The 20,889-nt window shown below is 71.4% G+C and carries 18 protein-coding genes; 6 read left to right on the forward strand and 12 right to left on the reverse strand.

The annotated features are described in order from the left end of the window. Positions 1 to 2 precede the first annotated feature (2 nt). A complete protein-coding gene (locus ACTJJZ_RS10700) occupies positions 3 to 3,206 on the forward strand; it encodes an efflux RND transporter permease subunit (protein ID WP_440721167.1) in 3,204 nt (1,067 codons plus the stop codon). Between the two features lie 103 nt (positions 3,207 to 3,309). On the opposite strand, the gene ACTJJZ_RS10705 is transcribed toward ACTJJZ_RS10700, so the two are convergent. Genes ACTJJZ_RS10705 through ACTJJZ_RS10715 form a run of 3 tightly spaced genes read right to left on the reverse strand, consistent with a single transcriptional unit; the run spans position 3,310 to position 4,561 of the window. Further along, positions 3,310 to 3,792, reverse strand: coding sequence for a MogA/MoaB family molybdenum cofactor biosynthesis protein (locus ACTJJZ_RS10705; RefSeq protein WP_440721168.1), 483 nt, complete (start codon positions 3,790 to 3,792; stop codon positions 3,310 to 3,312). Beyond that, positions 3,789 to 4,259, reverse strand: coding sequence for a cyclic pyranopterin monophosphate synthase MoaC (moaC, locus tag ACTJJZ_RS10710; RefSeq protein ID WP_440721169.1), 471 nt, complete (start codon positions 4,257 to 4,259; stop codon positions 3,789 to 3,791). Before moaC ends, ACTJJZ_RS10705 begins: the two co-directional genes overlap by 4 nt. An 11-nt stretch (positions 4,260 to 4,270) precedes the next feature. Further along, positions 4,271 to 4,561: a MoaD/ThiS family protein gene (locus ACTJJZ_RS10715; RefSeq protein ID WP_440721170.1), complete on the reverse strand. Its 291-nt coding sequence runs from the start codon at positions 4,559 to 4,561 to the stop codon at positions 4,271 to 4,273. A 92-nt stretch (positions 4,562 to 4,653) separates the two neighbouring features. Between ACTJJZ_RS10715 and ACTJJZ_RS10720 the strand changes: the two genes are divergently transcribed. Next, positions 4,654 to 5,787 carry a ThiF family adenylyltransferase gene (locus ACTJJZ_RS10720; protein WP_440721171.1) on the forward strand — a complete coding sequence of 378 codons (1,134 nt, stop codon included), beginning with the start codon at positions 4,654 to 4,656 and terminating at the stop codon, positions 5,785 to 5,787. Next, a complete protein-coding gene (locus ACTJJZ_RS10725) occupies positions 5,784 to 6,191 on the forward strand; it encodes a molybdenum cofactor biosynthesis protein MoaE (RefSeq protein ID WP_440721172.1) in 408 nt (135 codons plus the stop codon). The genes ACTJJZ_RS10720 and ACTJJZ_RS10725 overlap by 4 nt, the downstream gene beginning before the upstream one ends. Before the next feature lie 84 nt (positions 6,192 to 6,275). Here the strand turns inward: ACTJJZ_RS10725 and moaA are convergent, their stop codons facing one another. From moaA to ACTJJZ_RS10750, 5 genes are all read right to left on the reverse strand, one after another. Then, positions 6,276 to 7,370, reverse strand: coding sequence for a GTP 3',8-cyclase MoaA (gene moaA / locus ACTJJZ_RS10730; RefSeq protein ID WP_440721173.1), 1,095 nt, complete (start codon positions 7,368 to 7,370; stop codon positions 6,276 to 6,278). A 66-nt stretch (positions 7,371 to 7,436) separates the two neighbouring features. After that, entirely contained in the window at positions 7,437 to 8,603 is a 1,167-nt protein-coding gene (locus ACTJJZ_RS10735) for an ATP-binding cassette domain-containing protein (RefSeq protein ID WP_440721174.1), read from the reverse strand. After that, a complete protein-coding gene (locus ACTJJZ_RS10740) occupies positions 8,600 to 9,442 on the reverse strand; it encodes an ABC transporter permease (protein ID WP_440721175.1) in 843 nt (280 codons plus the stop codon). Before ACTJJZ_RS10740 ends, ACTJJZ_RS10735 begins: the two co-directional genes overlap by 4 nt. Continuing rightward, the gene (modA, locus tag ACTJJZ_RS10745; RefSeq protein WP_440721176.1) at positions 9,439 to 10,230 is read right to left on the reverse strand and encodes a molybdate ABC transporter substrate-binding protein; all 792 of its coding nucleotides are present in this window, start codon (positions 10,228 to 10,230) and stop codon (positions 9,439 to 9,441) included. The genes ACTJJZ_RS10740 and modA overlap by 4 nt, the downstream gene beginning before the upstream one ends. Beyond that, the gene (locus tag ACTJJZ_RS10750; RefSeq protein WP_440721177.1) at positions 10,230 to 10,631 is read right to left on the reverse strand and encodes a TOBE domain-containing protein; all 402 of its coding nucleotides are present in this window, start codon (positions 10,629 to 10,631) and stop codon (positions 10,230 to 10,232) included. The genes modA and ACTJJZ_RS10750 overlap by 1 nt, the downstream gene beginning before the upstream one ends. Positions 10,632 to 10,874: 243 nt before the next feature. On the opposite strand from ACTJJZ_RS10750, the gene ACTJJZ_RS10755 reads away from it, so the two are divergent. The 3 genes from ACTJJZ_RS10755 to ACTJJZ_RS10765 all read left to right on the forward strand — a co-directional run bounded on the left by ACTJJZ_RS10755 (position 10,875) and on the right by ACTJJZ_RS10765 (position 13,689). Further along, complete coding sequence (locus ACTJJZ_RS10755; protein ID WP_440721178.1) at positions 10,875 to 11,402, forward strand: nucleoside deaminase; 528 nt, start codon at positions 10,875 to 10,877, stop codon at positions 11,400 to 11,402. Positions 11,403 to 11,449: 47 nt separating this feature from the next. Further along, a complete protein-coding gene (locus tag ACTJJZ_RS10760) occupies positions 11,450 to 12,964 on the forward strand; it encodes an NCS2 family permease (RefSeq protein WP_440721179.1) in 1,515 nt (504 codons plus the stop codon). A 185-nt stretch (positions 12,965 to 13,149) separates the two neighbouring features. Continuing rightward, positions 13,150 to 13,689 (forward strand): YaeQ family protein, encoded by a 540-nt coding sequence (locus tag ACTJJZ_RS10765; RefSeq protein WP_440721180.1) that lies wholly within the window; start codon positions 13,150 to 13,152, stop codon positions 13,687 to 13,689. A gap of 21 nt (positions 13,690 to 13,710) precedes the next feature. Here ACTJJZ_RS10765 and ACTJJZ_RS10770 read toward each other — a convergent pair whose 3' ends face one another. The 4 genes from ACTJJZ_RS10770 to ACTJJZ_RS10785 form a co-directional block, all read right to left on the reverse strand. Further along, positions 13,711 to 15,363, reverse strand: coding sequence for an APC family permease (locus ACTJJZ_RS10770; protein WP_440721181.1), 1,653 nt, complete (start codon positions 15,361 to 15,363; stop codon positions 13,711 to 13,713). Positions 15,364 to 15,552: 189 nt separating this feature from the next. Then, positions 15,553 to 16,380 (reverse strand): xanthine dehydrogenase accessory protein XdhC, encoded by an 828-nt coding sequence (gene xdhC / locus ACTJJZ_RS10775; RefSeq protein ID WP_440721182.1) that lies wholly within the window; start codon positions 16,378 to 16,380, stop codon positions 15,553 to 15,555. Positions 16,381 to 16,571: 191 nt separating this feature from the next. Next, positions 16,572 to 18,962: a xanthine dehydrogenase molybdopterin binding subunit gene (gene xdhB / locus ACTJJZ_RS10780; RefSeq protein ID WP_440721183.1), complete on the reverse strand. Its 2,391-nt coding sequence runs from the start codon at positions 18,960 to 18,962 to the stop codon at positions 16,572 to 16,574. Continuing rightward, positions 18,959 to 20,476: a xanthine dehydrogenase small subunit gene (locus ACTJJZ_RS10785; protein WP_440721184.1), complete on the reverse strand. Its 1,518-nt coding sequence runs from the start codon at positions 20,474 to 20,476 to the stop codon at positions 18,959 to 18,961. The genes xdhB and ACTJJZ_RS10785 overlap by 4 nt, the downstream gene beginning before the upstream one ends. Positions 20,477 to 20,889: the final 413 nt, after the last annotated feature.

Consider the following 20,889-nt stretch of genomic DNA (forward strand, 5'->3'; position numbering starts at 1 on the left):
ACGTGTCCAGACTCGCCGTCCTCAGTCTGCGCAACCGCGCACTGATCGCCCTCATCACCATCGTCGCCGCGGTGTTCGGCGGCCTGGCGCTCACGAACCTGAAGCAGGAGCTGATCCCGTCGATCGAGTTCCCGCAGCTCGCGATCGTCACGAGCTACCCCGGCGCCTCGCCCGAGGTCGTGGAGCACGACGTGTCCACGCCCGTCGAGACCGCGATCCAGGGCGTGCCGGGGCTCGACACGTCCACGGCGACGAGCACCACGAACTCGTCCGTGATCCAGGCGTCGTTCACGTACGGCACCGACCTCGCGACCGCCGAGCAGAAGATCAACCAGGCGATCGGGCGCATCAAGTCCCAGCTGCCGGACGGCATCGATCCCCAGGTCATCAGCGCGAGCATCGACGACTTCCCGGTGATCCAGCTGGCGGTCACCGGGTTCTCCGATGCCGAGACCGCGCAGCAGCGCATCACGAACACGATCATCCCGAAGATCCAGCGCGTGAAGGGCGTGAACGCGGCCTCGCTCGTCGGCGGTCAGGGCAAGCGGGTCACGATCACCCCCGACCCGGCGGCGCTGCTCGCCTCGGGTGCCGGGCCCACCGCGATCAAGGATGCGCTGCAGCAGAACGGCGCGCTCTTCCCGGGCGGCACGATCACCGAGGGCGACAAGACCCTCACCGTGCAGACCGGCGAGAAGCTCACCGGCATCGACCAGGTCCAGGCGATCCCGCTCGTCGGCGCGGCGCCCGGCACCACGATCGGGTCCGTCGCGAAGGTGGCGATCGTGGGGGATCCGGTCACGTCGCTGTCCCGCGTGGACGGCAAGCCGGCGCTCACGATCGCGGTGACCAAGCTGCCGTCGGCGAACACGGTCGACGTGTCGAGGGGCGTCACCGCGCTGATCCCGCAGCTGAAGAAGGATCTCCCCGGCGCGACGTTCACGACCGTGTTCGATCAGGCCCCGTTCATCCAGCAGTCCATCGACTCGCTCGCGCAGGAGGGCCTGCTCGGTCTCGTCTTCGCGGTGATCATCATCCTGGTCTTCCTGCTGTCGGTGCGCTCGACGCTGGTCACCGCGATCTCGATCCCGACCAGCGTGCTGATCACCTTCATCGGGATCCAGGCCTTCGGCTACTCGCTGAACATCCTCACCCTCGGCGCGCTGACGATCGCGATCGGCCGCGTGGTCGACGACTCGATCGTCGTGATCGAGAACATCAAACGGCACTACGTGCAGGGCGCCGACAAGAGGACCGCCATCCTCACCGCCGTGCGCGAGGTCGCGACGGCGGTCAGCGCCTCCACGATGACCACGGTCGCCGTGTTCCTGCCGATCGCCTTCGTCGGCGACGTGACCGGAGAGCTGTTCCGCCCGTTCGCGCTCACCGTCACGATCGCGATGCTCGCGTCGCTGTTCGTCGCGCTGACGATCGTCCCTGTGCTGGCGTACTGGTTCCTGCGCCCGGGCAAGGCGCTGCGCGACGCAGACGGGCGCGCCCGGTCCGTGAGCCCGTCGAAGGGCGACCCCGAGCACGAGGACGCACCGCCGTCGCGGCTGCAGAAGGCGTACCTGCCGATCCTGCGCTGGACGCTCGCGCACTCCTGGATCACGGTCCTGCTGGCCGTCGTGGTGCTGGTCGGCACGGCCGCCGCCGCCCCGCTGATGAAGGTGAACTTCCTCGGATCCAGCGGGCAGAACACGTTCCGGATGACGCAGACGCTGGGCCAGGCGCCCAGCCTCGACGCCGAGAACGCGGCGAGCCAGAAGGTCGAGGAGGCGATCAAGGGCATCCACGGCATCAAGACCGTGCAGGTGTCGATCGGCTCGAGCGGATCCGCGCTCCGCGACGCCTTCTCCGGCGGCGGATCCGGTATCACCTACTCGATCACGACCGATCCGTCCGCCGACCAGGCAGCGGTGCAGGCCGACGTCCGCGCCGCGGTGAAGAAGCTCGACGGCGTCGGCGACCTCACGATCGCCGCGTCCGAGGGCTTCGGATCCTCCGACATCCAGGTCAAGGTCACGGCCCCCGACGAGAAGACGCTGAGCGAGGCGACCTCCGCGCTCACGGACGCGCTGGCGCACGCGTCGGGCGTGAACCAGGTGTCCAGCAACCTCTCCGCGTCGCTGCCGTACATCTCAGTGCAGGTCTACCGCGGCGCGGCCGCCGAGCACGGCCTCACCGATGTCGCCGTCGGCGGCATGGTGTCGCAGGCGATGCGCCCGCAGCAGCTCGGGTCGGTCGAGATCGACGGATCGTCGCTGACGGTGTACCTGCAGAGCGCGAACCCGCCGGCCACGGTCGATGAGCTGAAGGCGCTGGCGATCCCCAGTCGCACCGGCATCCTCCGGCTCGATCAGATCGCCTTCGTGCAGCAGAGCGAGAGCCCCGCGTCGGTCACCACCCAGCGCGGCCAGCGCACCGCCACCGTGAGCGTGACCCCGAAGGGCGACGACCTCGCCAGCGCGTCCGCCGCCGTCGCGAAGGCGATCAAGGACGCCAAGCTGCCGTCCGGCGCTGATGCGTCGCTCGGCGGGGTGGTCACGCAGCAGCAGGACGCGTTCGGTCAGCTCGGCCTCGCGATGCTCGCCGCGATCCTGATCGTCTACATCGTGATGGTGGCGACCTTCAAGTCGCTGCGGCAGCCGATCCTGCTGCTCGTCTCCGTGCCGTTCGCGGCGACCGGCGCGATCCTGCTGCAGATCGCGACCGGCGTGCCGCTCGGCGTGGCCTCGCTCATCGGCGTGCTCATGCTGATCGGCATCGTGGTGACGAACGCGATCGTGCTCGTGGACCTCGTGAACCAGTACCGGGAGAAGGGCATGACCGCGCACGACGCCACGATCGCGGGGGGATCGCGGCGACTGCGCCCGATCCTGATGACCGCGCTCGCGACGATCTTCGCGCTCACCCCCATGGCCCTCGGCATCACCGGCCACGGCGGGTTCATCTCGCAGCCGCTCGCGATCGTCGTGATCGGCGGTCTGGTGTCGTCGACCGTGCTGACGCTGCTGGTGCTGCCGACCCTGTACAACCTGGTCGAGGGGGCGAAGGAGCGTCGGGCGGCGCGGCGCGCGGCGAAGCCCGGTGCGGGCGGAGCGGCGCCGGAGCAGGGCCCGTCGCTCCCGGGGTCCGCCGACGGTGCGGCCGCTCATGCCGTGACCCGCCGCGAGCTGCGCGAGCACGGGCCGGCCGCGGGCTGATCCCGATGTTCCGTCGGGGCGCCGTGCGCCTGGATCCCGACGGGGTGCGGCCTCCGCGAGGCGGTTGCGGTCGGCCGCGGGATCTCGACGGGCGAGCGCGCCGTCAGAGCGCGTGGTCGCCGGCGCCGCCGAGCTGGGCGAGCAGGTGGTCGAGGATCGGATCCAGCACGGCGAGGCCGTCGCGCACCCCGCCGCGGGATCCGGGGAGGTTCATCACGACCGTGCGGCCGGCGACCCCGGCGACGCCGCGGGTGAGCAGGGCCATGGGAGTCGCCGCCAGTCCGCGGCGGCGCAGCTCCTCCATGAGTCCGGGGATCTCGCGGTCGAGCTGGGCCGCAGTCGCTTCGGGAGTGCGGTCATCGGGGGAGAGGCCGGTGCCGCCCGTGGTCAGCAGGAGGTCCGGGGCCTCGCGCAGCGCCGCGGCCAGCGCGTCCGCGACCTCGGCGTCCGCGACGACGACGGGGTCCTGCGCCGCGAACCCCCGCGCGATCAGCCAGTCCCGGATGATCGGTCCGGTCTCGTCGGCGTGCACGCCGGCGGCCGCGCGGGTCGACACGACCAGGACGACCGCGGTGCGCGGCGTCACTCCGCCGTCCAGTCGCCGCTCTTGCCGCCCGCCTTCGCGAGCACGCGGATGTCGGTGATCACGGCGTGCTTGTCCACGGCCTTGATCATGTCGTACAGGGTGAGCGCGGCCACGCTGGCGGCCGTGAGCGCCTCCATCTCGACGCCCGTCACGCCCTTCGTGACGGCGGTGGCGAGGATCCTGACCCGGTCCCCCTCGGGCTCGAGGTCGACGACCACCTTGCTGAGCGGGAGCGGATGGCAGAGCGGGATCAGCGCAGACGTCTGCTTGGCCCCCATGATCCCCGCGATCCGCGCCGTGCCGAGCGCCTCGCCCTTCGGCAGCGAGCCGTCGGCGATCCGCGCCACGACCTCGGCGGTGGTCTGCAGCACGGCCTGAGCCGTGGCCTCGCGCCGGGTCGTCGCCTTGTCCGTGACGTCGACCATGTGCGCGGAGCCGTCGGCCCGCAGGTGCGTCAGATCGGTCATGCTCTCGCCTCTCAGCCGCCCGCGAAAGGCGGCAGGATGTCGACGGTCTCCCCGAGTGGGCGGTCGAGGTCGCGGCTCACGGTGCCGTCGATGAGGAAGGAACCGGAGCGCAGCACGCGCGCCATCGGGTCGCCGTAGCGGCGCAGCAGCTCCTCGCGCAGCGCGCTGAGCGTGTCGACGACGGTCAGCTGCTCCTGGTCGCGGCCGGCGGCCTCGGCGGCCGCGGCGAAATAACGCACGGTGAGCGTGCGCTCGGCGTGCGCCGACGCCTCGGTCTGCTCGTTGCCTGCGACGATCGTCATATCCCTCACGCTAGCCCGTATCGCGGAAAACCGCATCCGCAATACGGAAGGAACCGGGTCTGCGGAGGATCTCTCCGCGTACACTCGATCCTATGATCGCGCTCGTCGAGCCGGGGCCGGAACTGCAGCCCGAGCACATCGCCCGGTACAGCCGGCAGCTCATGCTGCCCGGCTTCGGCGAAGACGCGCAACGACGCCTGCGAGCAGCCAGGGTGCTCGTGATCGGCGCGGGCGGGCTCGGCAGTGCGCTGGTCCCCGTGCTGGCCGGATCCGGCGTGAGCACGATCGGGATCATCGACGACGACGCCGTGGAGCTGTCCAACCTGCACCGTCAGCTCAGCCACGGCGTCGCGGACGTGGGCAGGCCGAAGACCGACTCGCTCGCCGACACCGTCCGCGCGATCGATCCCGCCGTCGCGGTGATGCGGCACGCCGAGCGCGCGACCGCCGCGAACCTGCCGGGGATCCTCGCCGGCTACGACCTGCTGGTCGACGGCAGCGACAACTTCCCGACCCGCTATCTCGCCGACGACGCGGCACGCCTGGCGGGGAAGCCCCTGGTCTGGGGGTCGATCCTGCGCTTCCAGGGGCAGGTCGGCGTCTCCGTGCCCGAGGCCGGCTTCCGCGACCTGTTCCCCGTGCCGCCCGCACCCGACGAGGTGCTGTCCTGCGAGCTCGGCGGCGTCCTGCCCAGCCTGTGCACGGCGATCGGCTCGTTCATGGCGACCGAGGTGATCAAGCTCGTGACCGGCGTCGGCGAGCCGCTCGTCGGGCGGGTGCTGTTCTACGACGCGCTCACCGCGCGCACCAGGGAGATCCCGTTCGCGCGCGCCGACGACGCGCCCTCGGTGACCGGGCTCGTCGACTACGACCTGTTCTGCGGCATCGCGGGCGACGACCTTCCGGTGCTGTCCGCGGCCGAGCTGCTCCGACGGCTCCGGGACGGCCGGCCGATGCGCCTGCTCGACGTGCGCGAGCCGCACGAGGTGGCGCAGCGGCGGATCCCCGGCGCCGAGACGCTGCCGCTCGGCACTCTCGAAGACGGCACCGATCCTGTGGCCGCGGGCCCTGGCGAGCCGCTGGTCGTGTACTGCGAGAAGGACCCGCGCTCCCGTCGTGCGGTCCGGGCGCTGCGCGCGCGCGGCATCGACGCGCTGTACCTCGCCGGAGGGATCCGCGCGTTCGCCGCGGTGGGCGGGGAGACCCTGGAAGGAGACCGCGCATGACGCTGGCCGTGATCACCGCGGAGCCGCTGGACGAGGCCGCCGTGCGTGCCGCGGTGGAGGACCGCGCCCACGGCGCGATCGCCCTGTTCTGCGGGGTCGTGCGCGACCACGACGGCGGCCAGGAGGTGCGGTCCCTGGACTACCGCGCGCATCCGGACGCCGAGCGGTTCCTGCGCGAGATCGTCGAGCGCGTGGCCGCGGAGACCGGGCTGCTGCTCGCCGCCGCGCACCGGGTGGGCGATCTCAGGATCGGGGACGTGGCGCTGTTCGCGGCTGCCTCGGCCGGGCACCGCGCCGAGGCGTTCGCGGCCTGCGAGCGGCTGGTCGAGGAGATCAAGCGCGGCGTGCCGATCTGGAAGCGCCAGCACTACGCGGACGGCGTGTCGGAGTGGGTCGGGCTGTAGTCCTGTCGCCGTTGGAAGCGCAGTGTCTGCTCCTTCGCGGCCTCGGAGGCCGCAGAGATCGCGCTGCGGACGGGGCCGGTCGGGTCAGCCGCCGATGTAGCTCATCTCGATGCGGGAGCGGTCGGCGCGCAGTTCGGGCGTGAGCAGCGAGCGGACCTCGGAGTAGCGGTCGTCGCGCGTCCCCCAGATCGAGGCGAGCGCGGCGGTCAGCGCGGCGTCGTCGGCCCCGCTGCGCAGCAGCGCGCGCAGGTCGTGCCCCTCGCTCGCGAACAGGCAGGTGAAGAGCCTGCCCTCGGTGGAGAGGCGGGCCCGGTTGCACGATCCGCAGAACGCGTTGGTGACCGAGGAGATCACGCCGATCTCGCCCGCGCCGTCGCGGTACCGCCAGCGCTGGGCGGTCTCGCCGGGAGCGGTCGGCTCGGCCGGATCGAGCGGGAAGCGCGCGTCGATCGTCGCCACGATCTCGGCCGACGGGACGACGTCCGCCATGCTCCAGCCGTTGGTCGCGCCGACGTCCATGTACTCGATGAAGCGCAGCACGTAGCCGGTGCCGCGGAACCGCTCCGCCAGGTCGAGGATCTCGCCGTCGTTCATGCCCCGCTTGACCACGGTGTTCAGCTTCACCGGGAGACCGGCAGCGTGCGCCGCGTCGATGCCGTGCAGCACGCGCGCGACCGGGAAGCCGACGTCGTTCATGCGCTGGAAGAGCGCGTCGTCGAGGGAGTCCAGCGATACCGTGACCCGATCGACCCCCGCCGCCTTGAGCGCCTCGGCCTTGACCGCGAGCGCCGAGCCGTTCGTGGTGAGCGCGATCTCGGGCTTGACTCCGTCGAGGGTGCGCAACGCGGCGAGGCGCGCGACGAGGTCTTCGATGCCGCGGCGCAGCAGCGGCTCGCCTCCGGTGAGGCGGAGTTTGCGGACTCCCTGAGACAGCGCGGCGCGGGCGATCCGCTCGATCTCCTCGAACGTGAGCAGTTCATGCCGTTCGAGGAATGCATAGTCGCGACCGAACACCTCGCCCGGCATGCAGTACACGCAGCGGAAGTTGCACCGGTCGGTCACGGAGATGCGCAGATCGCGCAGCGGCCGGTCGAGAGCGTCGAGGGTGCCGGTCGACGGCAGACGCCGAGCACCGGTGCGCGTGGCACCGTCGGGCCCAGGTCTTGGCGTGAACGACACCGAGCACCCCCTTTCGAGTGGTCAACCGTAGCACCGCCCGCACGAGGCGGCGCCGAACGTCACGGATCAGCGCTCCGGACGCTCGTCCTCCTGACGCTCGTCCCGGCGCACCGAGACGTCATCGGCGGACAGCTCGAACGCGAGCGGCAGGCCCGGCCGGAGACCGACCGTGACCGCGACCGTCGAAGGGCAGTCGACCGCGATCCCCGGCTGCTCGACCGTGTGCACGCGGATGCCGCCGGGAAGCGGCTCCAGCAGCGCGACGGTTCCGCTCCACCGGTTCACGCCGTTCGGCTCCGCCGCGGCGGGCGCGACCGGCATGGCCCGCACCCGGACGGAGCCCGGCGCGAACACGGCCGTGCCGTGCTCGCCGTCGCGCAGGGCATCGCCGTGGCCCCGGAGCTCCAGTCCCGCCGCGCGCACGGCCCCGCCCGCCGCACCGGTCACCGCGAGCCGGTTCACGCCGGCGACCGCGGCGACGAAGTCGGAGCGCGGATGGCCGAGCACCTCGGCGGTGGCGCCCTCCTGCACGACCGCTCCGTCCTGCATCACGAGGGTCCGCGCGGCGAGCAGCAGCGCGTCCATCGGGTCATGCGTCACGAGCACGATCGGGATCCCGGCGCTGTCGCGCTGCGCGGCGACGAGCCGGCGGGCCTGCGCGGCGGTCTGCGCGTCGAGCGCCGCGAACGGCTCGTCCAGCAGCAGGGCCTCCGGCGCGGCCGCGAGCGCGCGGGCGATCGCGGCCCGCTGCTGCTGGCCGCCGGAGAGGCCGGCGGGACGACGGGAGGCGAAGGCGCCGAGCCCGACCTCCTCCAGCCGCGCCCTGGCGCGGCGCCGCGCCTCCGCGCGCGGGACACCCTGCGCGCGGGGCCCGAACGCCACGTTCTCCAGCACGGACAGGTGCGGGAACAGCAGCGCACGCTGCCCCAGCAGCGCGAGACGCCGCTCGGACGGGGGAAGACGGATCGCGCGCGGAGCGCCGGGGCCGCCGGAACCGACGGGCGCATCCAGCACCCGTCCGCCGATCGAGACGCGGCCGGTCGCGGGGAGCTGCCCGGCGATCGCCTCCAGGAGCGTCGACTTCCCGGATCCGTTCGGCCCGATGACGGCGACGATCTCGCCCGGCGCGACGCCGAACGCGGCCCGCATCCGGAAGCCGGCGCGCTCCGCCCGGAGGTCGACGCTCAGCCGCCCGCCCATCGCCCCCTGCGCGTCTGCGGGCCGCTCGCTCACCGCACGGCTCCCGGCCGCCAGCCCCGCACCAGCACGAGGGCGGCGATCGCGACGAGGATCAGCAGGAGCGACAGGGCGATCGCGGTGTCCTGCTGCACGCCCGCGCCGTTGAAGGCCGTATAGATCGCGAGCGGCATGGTGCGGGTGACGCCCGCGGAATTGCCCGCGAAGAGGGCCGTCGCGCCGAACTCGCCGAGCGCCCTGGCGAAGCACAGCACCGTCCCGGCGACCAGGCCGGGCGCGGCGAGCGGCAGCGTGACCCGGCGGAACACGGTGAACCGGCTCGCGCCGAGGCCCGCGGCCACGCGCTCGTGGTCGGTGCCGATCGCACGGAGAGCGCCCTCGATCGAGATCACCAGGAACGGCAGCGCCACGAACGTCTGCGCGATCACGACGGCCGCGGTCGTGAACGGGAGCTGGATGCCGGCGACCGCGAGCGCACCGCCGAGCAGCCCGTTGCGGCCCAGCAGCGCGAGCAGGGCGATGCCGCCGACCAGCGGCGGCAGCACGAGCGGCAGCGTGCTGAGCGTGCGCAGCACCGCCGCGAGCCATCCGGGGCTCCGCGCGATCACCAGGGCGAGCGGCACTCCCAGCACCGCGCAGATCGCGGTCGCGACGGCGGCGGTGCCGAGTGACAGTCCCAGCGCCTGCAGGGCCTCGGGCGAGGTGATCGCCGAGGGCACGGTGGCCCAGTCCAGCCGCGTCAGCAGGGCGACGAACGGCAGCACCAGCAGCAGGGCGGCGACACCGGCCGGGATCAGCAGCCAGACGGGCAGGCGCTCGCCCGCGGGCCGCGCCGAGGGGGGAGCGGCGACCGGTTCCCCGTCCGTGCGCGTCATGGCGCCCCGAACCCGAGATCCTTCAGGATATGCTGCCCCGCCGCGGAGCGCACGAACGAGACGAAGGCCTGGGCGGCCTTCGGGTTCCTGGATCCCTTCAGCACCGTGATCGGGTACGCGTTGACGGCCTTGCCGGCGTTCGGGATCGGGATGCCCGTGACCGCGCTCCCCGCGGCCTTCACGTCGGTCGTGTAGACCAGGCCGGCATCGGCCTCGCCGGCCTTCACCTTGGCGAGCACGGCGCTCACGTTCTGCTCCTCGCTGGCGGGGACGACCTTGGCGCCGGCGTCGTCGAGCAGGGTCTTCGCGGCGTTCCCGCACGGCACGGCGGGTGCGCACAGCACGACCTTGAGCGCCGGATCGGTGAGCGAGGACAGACCCGTGAGGTGGTGCGGGTTGCCCGGGGCGACCGCGAGCTGCAGCACGTTCGTGGCGAACACCGGGGCGTCGCCCGCGAGTCCGGCCTGGGCGACCTCGTCCATGTTCTTCGTGTCGGCCGAGGCGAACACGTCGACGGGCGCGCCGGCGATGATCTGGGTCGCCAGGGTCGAGGATCCGTCATACGTGATCGGCTTGACCGCGACGTGCGGGTTCTCCGCCTCGAACGCCCGGGTGATCTTCGCGAACGCGCCGCTCAGCGAGGCCGCGGCGAAGACGGTGAGCTCCCCGCTCGCACTCGCCCGGGGGTTCGGCGACGCGTCGGGCGAGGCGGCGGTCGTTCCGGAGCAGGCGGTCAGCGCGAGGACGGCTGCGGCGACGACCGCGGCGGCGAGGGGGCGACGCGTCATCAGAAGTCCGCGCGCTCGGTCTCGACGATGACCATGGTCGCCTTGACGACGGCGACGGCCTTGGAGCCGACCTCGAGGCCCAGTTCCTCGGCGGCCTCCGCGGTCATCAGCGAGACCACGCGATGCGGGCCGCTCTGCAGCTCGACCTGCGCCATCAGCCCGTCGACCCGCACGTTCGTGACGAGGCCCGTGAACCGGTTGCGGGCGCTGCGCAGCACGCCGTCCGCGTCCGCCCCCGAGGCGATCGCCTTGGCGCGTTCGGCGAGGTCGGCGCCGGAGACCACCTGGTGCCCGCTGTCGTCGCGGGAGATCGTGAGGATCCCGTCGCCGGCCCAGCGGCGGACGGTGTCGTCGCTCACGCCGAGGAGACTCGCGGCCTCGCGGATCCGAAAATGCGTCATGACAAGCACGATACCGCCGCAGATGCGGAACAACAACGTCGAATATCGCTGTGTGGAAGTCGGGTTCCGAAAATCTCTGGACGGGCGGGGCCTGCGCTGTTACAGTCGTTCCAGCCCGAAGCCCCATGAGCGGCATCGGGACGAAGAAACCTAGCGGTTCGACGTATATCTCGAGGAACGGTCCGACTCCGGACCCGACCCGATAAGCCGTATCACTGCGACGAAAGCAAGGAAGCTCTTCGCATGGATACGACCTCGTCTTCATCCGCCGCCGGCACGTCGCCGGCAGGCAGCCCTTCGCCCGCCGAATACCTGGCCAGGGCCGTCGCCCTCGCCACGGACAACGTCCGCAACTCCGGCGGCCCGTTCGGCGCCATCATCGTCTCGGCCGACGGCCGGGTCTTCGAGGGCGTGAACCGCGTCACCGCGAACCTCGACCCCTCCGCACACGCCGAGGTCACCGCGATCCGGGCCGCGTGTCAGGGGCTCGGCACGTTCGACCTGTCCGGCGCGGTGCTCTACACGAGCTGCGAGCCGTGCCCGATGTGCCTGGCCACCTCGCTGTGGGCGCGGATCGACCGCGTCTACTTCGCCGCCGACCGCCGCGACGCGGCCGACGCCGGCTTCGACGACGCGCTGTTCTACCGCTACTTCGAGGGCGGTCCGGAGGACCGGCAGATCATGCCCGTCGCCGACATCGTCCTGCCGCCGGAGGAGCGCGTCGCGCCCTTCTCCGAGTGGAGCCGCACCACCACCCGCATCGAGTACTGACCCGACGCGACGATCCGCACCTCTCAACCCCCGATCTGGAGAAGACAATGACGTCATCCATTCCGGACGGCGACGCCTCGTCGCCGTTCTCCCGCACCTCCGAGACCCTCCCGCCGCTGAAGACCGGCGCCACCTCGACGGTCGACGTCGCGCCTCGCAACGCGCTCGACCGCTACTTCGGCATCACCCGCCGCGGTTCCACCGTCGGACGCGAGATCCGCGGCGGCATCGTGACCTTCGTCACGATGGCCTACATCGTGATCCTCAACCCGCTGATCCTCGGCGGCACCAAGGACGTGGCGCACCACGCGCTGCAGGCCGCGCAGATCGGCGCGGCGACCGGCCTCACCGCCGGCGTCATGACGATCCTGTTCGGGCTCATCGCGCGGCTGCCGTTCGCGCTCGCCGCGGGCCTGGGCATCAACTCGTTCCTGGCAGTGTCGGTCGTCGGCCAGGTGACCTGGCCGGAGGCGATGGGCCTCGTCGTGATCAACGGCATCCTGATCGTGCTGTTCGGCGCGACGGGCATCCGGACCGCGATCTTCCATGCCGTGCCGCAGCCGTTGAAGGCCGCGATCACGGTCGGCATCGGCCTGTTCATCGCGTTCATCGGCTTCGTGGACTCGGGCTTCGTGAACCGCACCCAGGGCGGCCCGCCCGTGCAGCTGGGCGACGGCGGCTCCATCACGTCCGTGCCGACGCTGATCTTCCTGCTCGGCGTGGTGGTCATCGGCATCCTGGTGGCGCGCAAGGTCCCGGGCGGGATCCTGATCGGGATCGTCGCGACCACGATCGTGGCGCTCATCACGCAGGCGGTGCTGCAGCTGGGTCCCTCGTTCAAGGATCCGAACGGCTGGCACATGACGATCCCGCAGCTGCCCAGCTCGTGGGTGACCATCCCGGACTTCGGCCTGGTCGGCCACTTCGACCTCTTCGGCGCCTTCGGCCGGATCGGTGCGCTGTCGGCGACGATGCTCGTCTTCACCCTGGTGTTCTCGAACTTCTTCGACGCGATGGGCACGATGACCGGCCTGGCCAAGAACGCGGGCCTCGCGTACAAGGACGGCACGTTCCCGCGCCTGCGCTCCGCCTTCGTGGTCGAGGGCTTCGGCGCCGTCGCGGGAGGCGTCACCTCCACCTCGTCGAACACCGTCTACGTCGACAGCGCCTCCGGCATCGGCGAGGGCGCCCGCACGGGCCTCGCCTCGCTCGTGGTGGGCGCGCTGTTCCTGCTGTCGATGTTCGTGACGCCGTTGACCCTCGTGGTGCCGATCGAGGTCGGCTCGGCGGCGCTGGTCGTGGTCGGCGCGATGATGATGGCGCAGATCCGCGAGATCACCTTCGACAAGTTCGCGGTCGCGCTGCCGGCGTTCCTGACGATCGTGACGATGCCGCTGACCTACTCGATCGCGAACGGCATCGGGGTCGGCTTCATCTCCTGGGCGCTCATCAACGCGCTGTCCGGACGGGCGCGCAAGGTGCACTGGCTGATGTGGGTGGTCGCCGCCGGCTTCGCGCTGTACTTCGTGCGCGGCCCGGTGGAGCACCTGCTCGCCCACTGATCCGGTCGGCCGTGGTGGCGGCCGACCCGCGAGCCGGGTTCGTCGGGAACCCGCTCGCCGTGACGCCCCGGATCCGCTTCGCGCGGGTCCGGGGCTTCGCGGCGCCTCGGACTGGTGGCGGCGGACAGCGGATCAGGCGTCGCGCCGCGGCTCTCGGGTGACGCCAGGGGCTAGGGTCGAGGGCTATGGCCATCGGAGCGACGATCCACACGTTCGAAGTGCAGCTGGCGGATGTGGACCGCAGCGTCTACGAGGGCATCACCCTCCGCGTGGCCCGGCACCCGTCCGAGACCGACGCGTACATGCTGACGCGCGTGCTGGCCTACTGCCTCGAGTTCGAGGAGGGGATCGCCTTCGGCGGCACGGTCTCGTCCACCGAGGAGCCCGCCGTCGTCGTGCGCGACCTCACCGGCCGGCTGACCGCGTGGATCGAGGTGGGAGCCCCGGACGCCGCGCGACTGCACACCGGCAGCATGCAGTCCGCCCGCACCGTCGTCTACACGCATCGGGACCCCGCGAAGGTGGCCGCCCTCTGGGAGGGCAAGCGGATCCACCGCGGCTCGGACGTCGTGCTGTACTCCTTCGATCCCGGTTTCATCGACGCGGCCGCGGCGAAGCTCGAGCGTCGCAACGCGATGACCGTCTCGATCACCGAACGACGCCTCTACCTCGAGCTGAACGGCGCCACATGGGACTCCGCGATCCACGAGGCGCGGGCCCAGTGACCCCGCGTCCCCCAAGCGGCGTCACGCGATGCCGACGGGCGGCTCCAGCTCGGCGCCCTGGCCCTGGATGAGGTCTTCCTTGAACGACTGCCGGATCGTGGACTCCTCCTGGCCGGTGCGGGTGACCCAGTAGTACAGGGCGAGCGAGAACACGGCGACCACCAGTGCATCGAGGCCGTTGCCCAGCACACCCAGCCCGCCGCCGTAGTTGCCGAGCCAGGCGATCAGCACGTTGCCGGCCATCCACACCCAGATCCAGAGCGCCGACGACCAGCGGGGCTGCGCGGCGACCGGGTTCTTGACGACGTTCGCGATGATGTAGATGACCTGGCCGAACAGCAGGCCGACCGCCAGCATCCAGGTGACGTGGAATCCGCCCCAGTAGACGATCAGGTTGGCGAAGATGAACCCGACCGGCAGGAGCACCGCGGGGACGGGCATTCGGTACGGATGGTCGCGGGTCGTATCCTTCCTGTACAGCGTGCCGAGAGCGATCGGCGCGAATCCGTACATGATCGCGGTGGCGCCGGTGATGGCGTTCACGAGCGTCTGCCAGCTCGGCGCCGGCAGCAGGAAGAGCACGCCGAACACCGTCGCGACGAGGATCGACCAGACGGGAACCCCGCGCTTGTTCACGGTGGTCAGCGCCTTCGGCAGACCGAGCGCATAGGAGATGCGCGCTGTGGTGCCGACGTAGATCAGGCCCGTGCCACCGGGGGAGATGATCGCATCGAGGATGAGGATCACCGCCAGCCAGCCCACGCCGAGAGAGATCGCCAGCGTGTAATACGGGCCGTAGTCGCCCTTGCCGATCGGGTTCGCCCATCCGTTCGCGAGCAGCTTCGCCGGGTCGAGGGCACCGACGAACGCGATCTCGAGCCCGATGTAGACGAGGGACCCGATGATCATCGCGAGGATGATGGCCTTCGCGACGTGCTTCCGCGGGTTGACCGACTCGCCGGCCATCTGCGTGGCCTGCTCGAAGCCCTGCAGTGCGAAGACCACACCGGCGGGGAGGGCGGCGAAGACGCCGTGCCAGCCGAACGGCATGAATCCTCCGTGGGCGGTGAAGTTGCCCGGGTGGAAGTCCAGGAGCAGCAGGACGACGATCGTGAGCACGGGTACGAAGATCTTCCACAGCACGATGCCGGTGTTGCTGTCGGAGAGCAGTCGGGCTCCGCCGAGGTTGATGAACGCGAACAGCGCCATCGCCAGCACGCCGATGATGATGCCGTTGAGCGTCAGAGTGCCGTCCTGGTTGATCAGTGGGAAGGTCTTGCTCACGTCGCCGATGGAATTGACGTAGCTGAGCGACGCCTCGACCTCGAGTGGGGCGATGGCGACCGCCTGCAGATAGGTGGTCCAGCCCGCGCTGAAGCCCGCGAACCCGCCGAACGCGTAGAACGGATAACGGGACGTTCCGCCCGCCACCGGGTAGGCGGCGCCGAGATCGGCGTGGATCAGCGCGAGCACCATCAGCATCACCGCCGAGAGGACCCAGGAGATGAGCGAGCCGCCGCCGCCGGCGATCGACGCCGCGGTGAGCGCCCCCAGCAGCCAGCCGGACCCGATGATGGATCCGAGCGAGACGAAGCTGAGGCCCCAGAACCCGACAGTGCGGCGCAGGGTGGTGAGTTGTGCGGCAGTCGAAGTTGATTCAGCGGTATCGGACATCTTGGGCCCCCTTCATTGCGGGCACGTCCACAGAGGAATCCTGTGGCGATCGGGCACAGAGAACGCTATTCCTGGACGTAGGCCGAATGCCCGGCGTCCAGCAAGGACCTATGAAGTCGGTAACCGATTCATCAGTTCGATGACGCGCCGGCCCTTGCGCCGGGTCGCCAGGTGTGTGTCGCGTGGCCGCTATCCGCTGACGGCAGCCTGGTCGATGAGCTGCAGGATCCGCGCCGCGACGCTCACCGCGATCACGGCGGGCTGCTTGCCGCTGACCTCGGGGATGCCGATCGGCGTCGTCACGCGGGCGAGGTCGGCGTCGGTCTGGCCGAGCTCGTGCAGCTTCTTCCGGAACCGCGCCCACTTCGAGGCGGATCCGATCAGGCCGATGGATCCGATCCCCGCGGTGCGCAGCGCCTGATCGACGATCGCGAGGTCCTCGACGTGGTCGTGCGTCATGACCAGCACGTGCGCCCCGGGGCTGAGCTCGGCGAGCGCGGTCTCCGGCGCCGGCGCGTGCACGACCCGCACGCGGGCGAGGGCGTCGCCGAGCGGGCCGCTCTCGCCGGGGACGCCGATGCGTGCCGGGTCCAGCATCTCGGCGCGCGAGTCGACGAGCGTCAGCTCCAGCTCGTGCCGGGCGAGGATGCGCGCGAGCTCGAGCCCGACGTGGCCGAGCCCGAACACGGCGACGGCCGGGGTGACCCGGATCGGCTCCAGCAGCATCGTGACCTCTCCTCCGCAGCATTGCACGCCGTATTCGGTGACGGCCTTGTCGCTGAGCGTGAGCGCCAGCAGCTCGGGCTCAGCGGATCCGTCGGCCAGCATCCGGCGGGCGTGCTCGATCGCGGTCTGCTCGAGGTTGCCGCCGCCGACCGTGCCGTGCACCGCGCCGGGGGCGACCACCATCTTCGCGCCGCCGTTGCGCGGTGCGTGGCCGCGCACGGTCGCCAGGGTCACGATCACGGCGGGGATCCGCCGCGACCGCAGATCCTGCAGCGCGTCCAGCCAGTCCATGTCGCTCCTCGATGGCGGTGCGGTGAGTGCGAGGTCCCTTCGACGGGCTCAGGGACCGGTGTGCGGTGAGTGCGAGGTCCCTTCGACGGGCTCAGGGACCGGTGTGCGGTGAGTGCGGGGTCCCTTCGACAGGCTCAGGGACCGGTGTGCGGTGAGTGCGGGGTCCCTTCGACGGGCTCAGGGACCGGCGATCAGTCCGCGGTGACCGCCGCCAGCGCGTGCGCGCTCGCTCCGGCCATAGCCGGAGCGGGGGCAGTCGCCTCCTGCGCCGCGCGGACGGCCCAGAACACGGCCTCGGGCGTCGCGGGGGAGGCCAGCTCGACGGAGTGCCCCGCCGGACCGAACGCCGCGACCGCATCGCGGATCGCCTCACGGGCGCTGAACGCGAGCATGAACGGCGGCTCGCCCACGGCCTTGGATCCGTAGACGGCGCCCTCCTCGCGGGCGTTCTCGAACAGGCGCACGTGGAACTCCTCGGGCATCTCGGAGAAGCTCGGCAGCTTGTACGTCGAGGCGGACTGGGTCTGCAGGCGGCCGCGGTGCGGACCGTCCGACTCGTCCCAGCGCAGCTCCTCCAGGGTCAGCCAGCCCATGCCCTGCACGTACGCGCCCTCGATCTGGCCGATGTCGAGCATCGGCGAGAGCGAGTCGCCCACGTCGTGCACGATGTCCACCCGGCGCACCCGGTAGGCGCCGGTGAACTCGTCCACCTCGACCTCGGTGGCCGCGGCGCCGTACGCGAAGTACTTGAACGGGGAACCCTGCATGATCTCCGGGTTCCAGTGCAGTCCCTCGGTGCGGTAGTAGCCCGCTGCGAACAGCTGCACGCGCTGGAAGTACGCGGCCTTGACGACCTCGCCCCAGGAGACGCGGTTCACCGGTGCTCCCAGCGCGGTCGCGTAGCCGCCGCCGAAGCGCACGTCGCGCTCGTCGACGCCGAGCAGCCGGGCGGCCACCTTCGCGAGCCGGTCGCGGATCTGCTCGCACGCGTTCTTGACCGCGCCGCCGTTGAGGTCGGCGCCCGAGGACGCGGCGGTGGCGGACGTGTTCGGCACCTTGTCGGTGCGGGTCGGCGCAAGGCGCACCTGGCGCAGTTCCACGCCGAGCGCGGTCGCGGCGACCTGCAGCATCTTCGTGTGCAGGCCCTGGCCCATCTCGGTGCCGCCGTGGTTGACGAGGATCGAGCCGTCCTTGTAGACGTGCACGAGGGCGCCGGCCTGGTTGAACGCCGCGAAGTTGAACGAGATGCCGAACTTGATCGGCGTCATCGACAGGGCGCGCTTGGTGTGCGGGCTGGCGGCGTTGAACGCGCGGATCTCCTCGCGACGTGCGGCCACCTCTGCCTCGTCGCTGAGCTGGCCCCAGATCGTCTCCAGCCGGTCGGCGTCCTTTACGAGCTGGCCGTAGGGCGTGGTCTGGCCGGGCTGGTAGAAGTTGCGCCGGCGCAGGTCGAGCGGGTCGATCCCGAGCTGCGGTGCCACCCGGCCCAGGATGTCCTCGATGAGGAACACGCCCTGCGGGCCGCCGAAGCCGCGGTACGCGGTGTTCGACTGCTTGTTCGTCTTCGTGATCTGCCCGTAGGCGTGCACGTTCGGGATCCAGTACGAGTTGTCCAGGTGGCAGAGCGCCCGGCCGAGCACCGGCTCGGACAGGTCGATCGACCAGCCGCCGTCGCAGGTCAGCGTCGCGTCCAGCGCCTGCAGCAGCCCGCCGTCGTCGAAGCCGACCTTCCACGCGATGTGGAAGGGGTGCCGCTTGCCGGTCATCGTGATGTCCTGGGTGCGGTTCAGGCGCAGCCGCACCGGGCGACCGGTGAGCTTGGCGCCGAGGGCCGCGATCGCCGCGAAACCGTGCGGCTGCATCTCCTTGCCGCCGAAGCCGCCGCCCATGCGCAGGCACTGCACTGTCACCTCGTTCGCGGGGATCCCGAGCACATGCGAGACGAGATCCTGCGTCTCCGTGGGGTGCTGCGTCGAGCACTGGATGAAGTACTGGCCCTCCGAGTCGCGGAGCGCGAACGAGGCGTGCGTCTCGAGGTAGAAGTGCTCCTGGCCGCCGAACTCGGTGACGCCTTCGAAGACGTGCGCGGATGCGGCGAGGCCGGCCGCGGCGTCCCCGCGCTCGACCGTGCGCGGGGTGCCCTGGAAGGACTGCGCCTCCAGCGCGTCCTGCACCGTGATCAAAGCGGGCAGCGGCTCGTACTCGACCGTCACGCGCTCGGCGCCGAGGCGTGCGGCCTCCTGCGTCTCGCCGAGCACCCAGACCAGGGCGTGGCCGTAGAACATGGCCTCGCTCGGGAACAGCGGCTCGTCGTTGCGGATGCCGGCGTCGTTCAGGCCGGGCACGTCCTCGGCGGTCAGCACCCGGACGACGCCGGGCACCTCGTAGGCGCCGGACACGTCGATCGTGACCTTCGCATGCGCGTTCGTGGACTGCACGGGCCACGCGGTCAGCACGCCCGCGGTCTGCTCCGCGATGTCGTCGGTGTACATCGCCGCACCCGTGACGTGCAGGGCGGCGCTCTCGTGCGCGGCCCTCAGGCCGACGACGGGGTTCTCCGGGCGGTCGGCGAGAGTGCTCATGCCGACACCTCCTTCGACTCAAGAGTGGTCTGGCTGTAGAGCTTGAGCAGCGCGGTGTTGAGCATGAGCGAGCGGTACTCGCTGCTCGCGCGGTGGTCGGACATCGGGGTGCCCTCGCCGCGCAGGATCTCGGCGGCCGCCTTCACCGTGGCGATGTTCCACGGCTTGCCGACGAGCGCCTCCTCGGTCGCGCGGGCGCGCAGCGGGGTGGCGGCGACGCCGCCGAGGCCGATGGTCGCGCCGGTCACCACGCCCGCGTCGATGTCGAGCGCGAACGCGACGGCGACGCTGGAGATGTCGTCGAAGCGGCGTTTGGCGATCTTGTGGAAGGCGGTGGTGGTCGCGAGCGGCAGCGGGATCCGGATCGCCTTGATCAGCTCGTCGGGACGCTTGACGGTCTGCCGGTAGCCGGTGAAGTACTCCGCCAGCTCGACCTCGCGTTCGCCGTCGACCGACGCGAGAACGACGCTCGCCCGCAGGGCGAGCAGGGCCGGCGGGGTGTCGCCGATCGGCGAACCGGTGCCGAGGTTGCCGCCGATGGTGGCGCGGTTGCGGATCAGGCGAGAGGCGAACTGCGGGAGCAGCTGCGCGAGCAGGGGGATCCGCCCGTCCAGGCGCTTCTCCACCTCGCTCAGGGGCAGCGCGGCGCCGATCTCGACGCAGCCCCCCGCGCCGGAGTCGAGGTCTTCGGCGATCGTCAGGGTGCGCAGCTCCGGCAGCTGCTCGATCGCGACGACGAGCGGCGCGCGGCGACCGCGGATGTTCACCTCGACGCCCCAGTCGGTGGATCCGGCGACGAGCAGCGCGTCCTTCTCGTCGTGCAGGATCCGCAGGGCCTCGTCCAGCGTCGACGGGCGGACGAACCGTGCCCCGCCGACCTCGGCGTCGGTCGCGACGGGGGCGGGCGCGGGCTGCCCGAGCCGCTGCTGCAGCGGGTCGCCGGCCTCGGGGGAGCCCAGCGTGTAGGCGGCGTCGCGGATGGGCCGGTAGCCGGTGCAGCGGCAGAGGTTGCCGCTCAGCGCGTGCAGGTCGAAGCCGTTCGGGCCATGCTCCGGGTCGTGGACCGGGCAGGAATCGGTCGCCGCGCCGGTCGTCGCGCCCGAGTCTTCGAGAGCCTCCGCGGCCGGCGCGCGGTCGGCCCGGTAGTACTCGCCGGCCATGCTGCAGGCGAAGCCGGGGGTGCAGTAGCCGCACTGCGACCCGCCGGCCTCGGCGAGCTTCGCCTGCACCGGATGCAGGTCGTCGACGGAGCCGAGGCCCTCGGCGGTCACGACCTCCTGGCCGTCCAGCGCGTACACCGGCACCAGGCACGCGTTGACCGGGGTCCAGGCGGTGCCGCCATCCGTGGTCGGCGTCGCCAGCAGCATCGCGCAGGCGCCGCACTCGCCCTCCGCGCAGCCCTCTTTGCTGCCGGAGAGACCGGTGTCGCGGAGCCAGTCGAGGGCGGTGGCGTGCGCGGGCGTTCCCGCGAGGTCACGGCGCTGGCCGTTGACGGTGACGGCGATGTCTGTCATGGGAGTCTCCTCGGAGCCGGCGACACACCCGATCGTCGTCCTAAGGCGATCGTGCCGCGTGGGCGATGTCAGGACAAGGGGTACGCGGGGATTGCGGCGGCCGTGGAACGGGCCGCGGAGCGGGAGGCCGGGAACGGGCGCAGGAACCCGGGGCGCGACGCGCCCGGGACGCGACCGCCGGCGGCAGCGGTCTGCGGATCGAACATGAGCACCTCCCGGTCGAGGCGCCTTCGGAAAGGCGCCTGTGAGAGGCGATGCGCAGAGGTCGCGAGCGGGTCGGAACCCGGGTCTGATCCCCGGCGACATCGCCGTGGTTGCCCGGTAGATGGTTCACAGTCGTAACCCGCCTAGGCCTGGATCCCAGGGTATCGCGGGGCGGTGCCGTCCGCAAGGACTTTTTCGCTTTGCGGGCT

The organism is Microbacterium sp. 22242, assembly GCF_052045495.1.
In the GTDB taxonomy this organism is placed as follows: Bacteria; Actinomycetota; Actinomycetes; order Actinomycetales; family Microbacteriaceae; genus Microbacterium.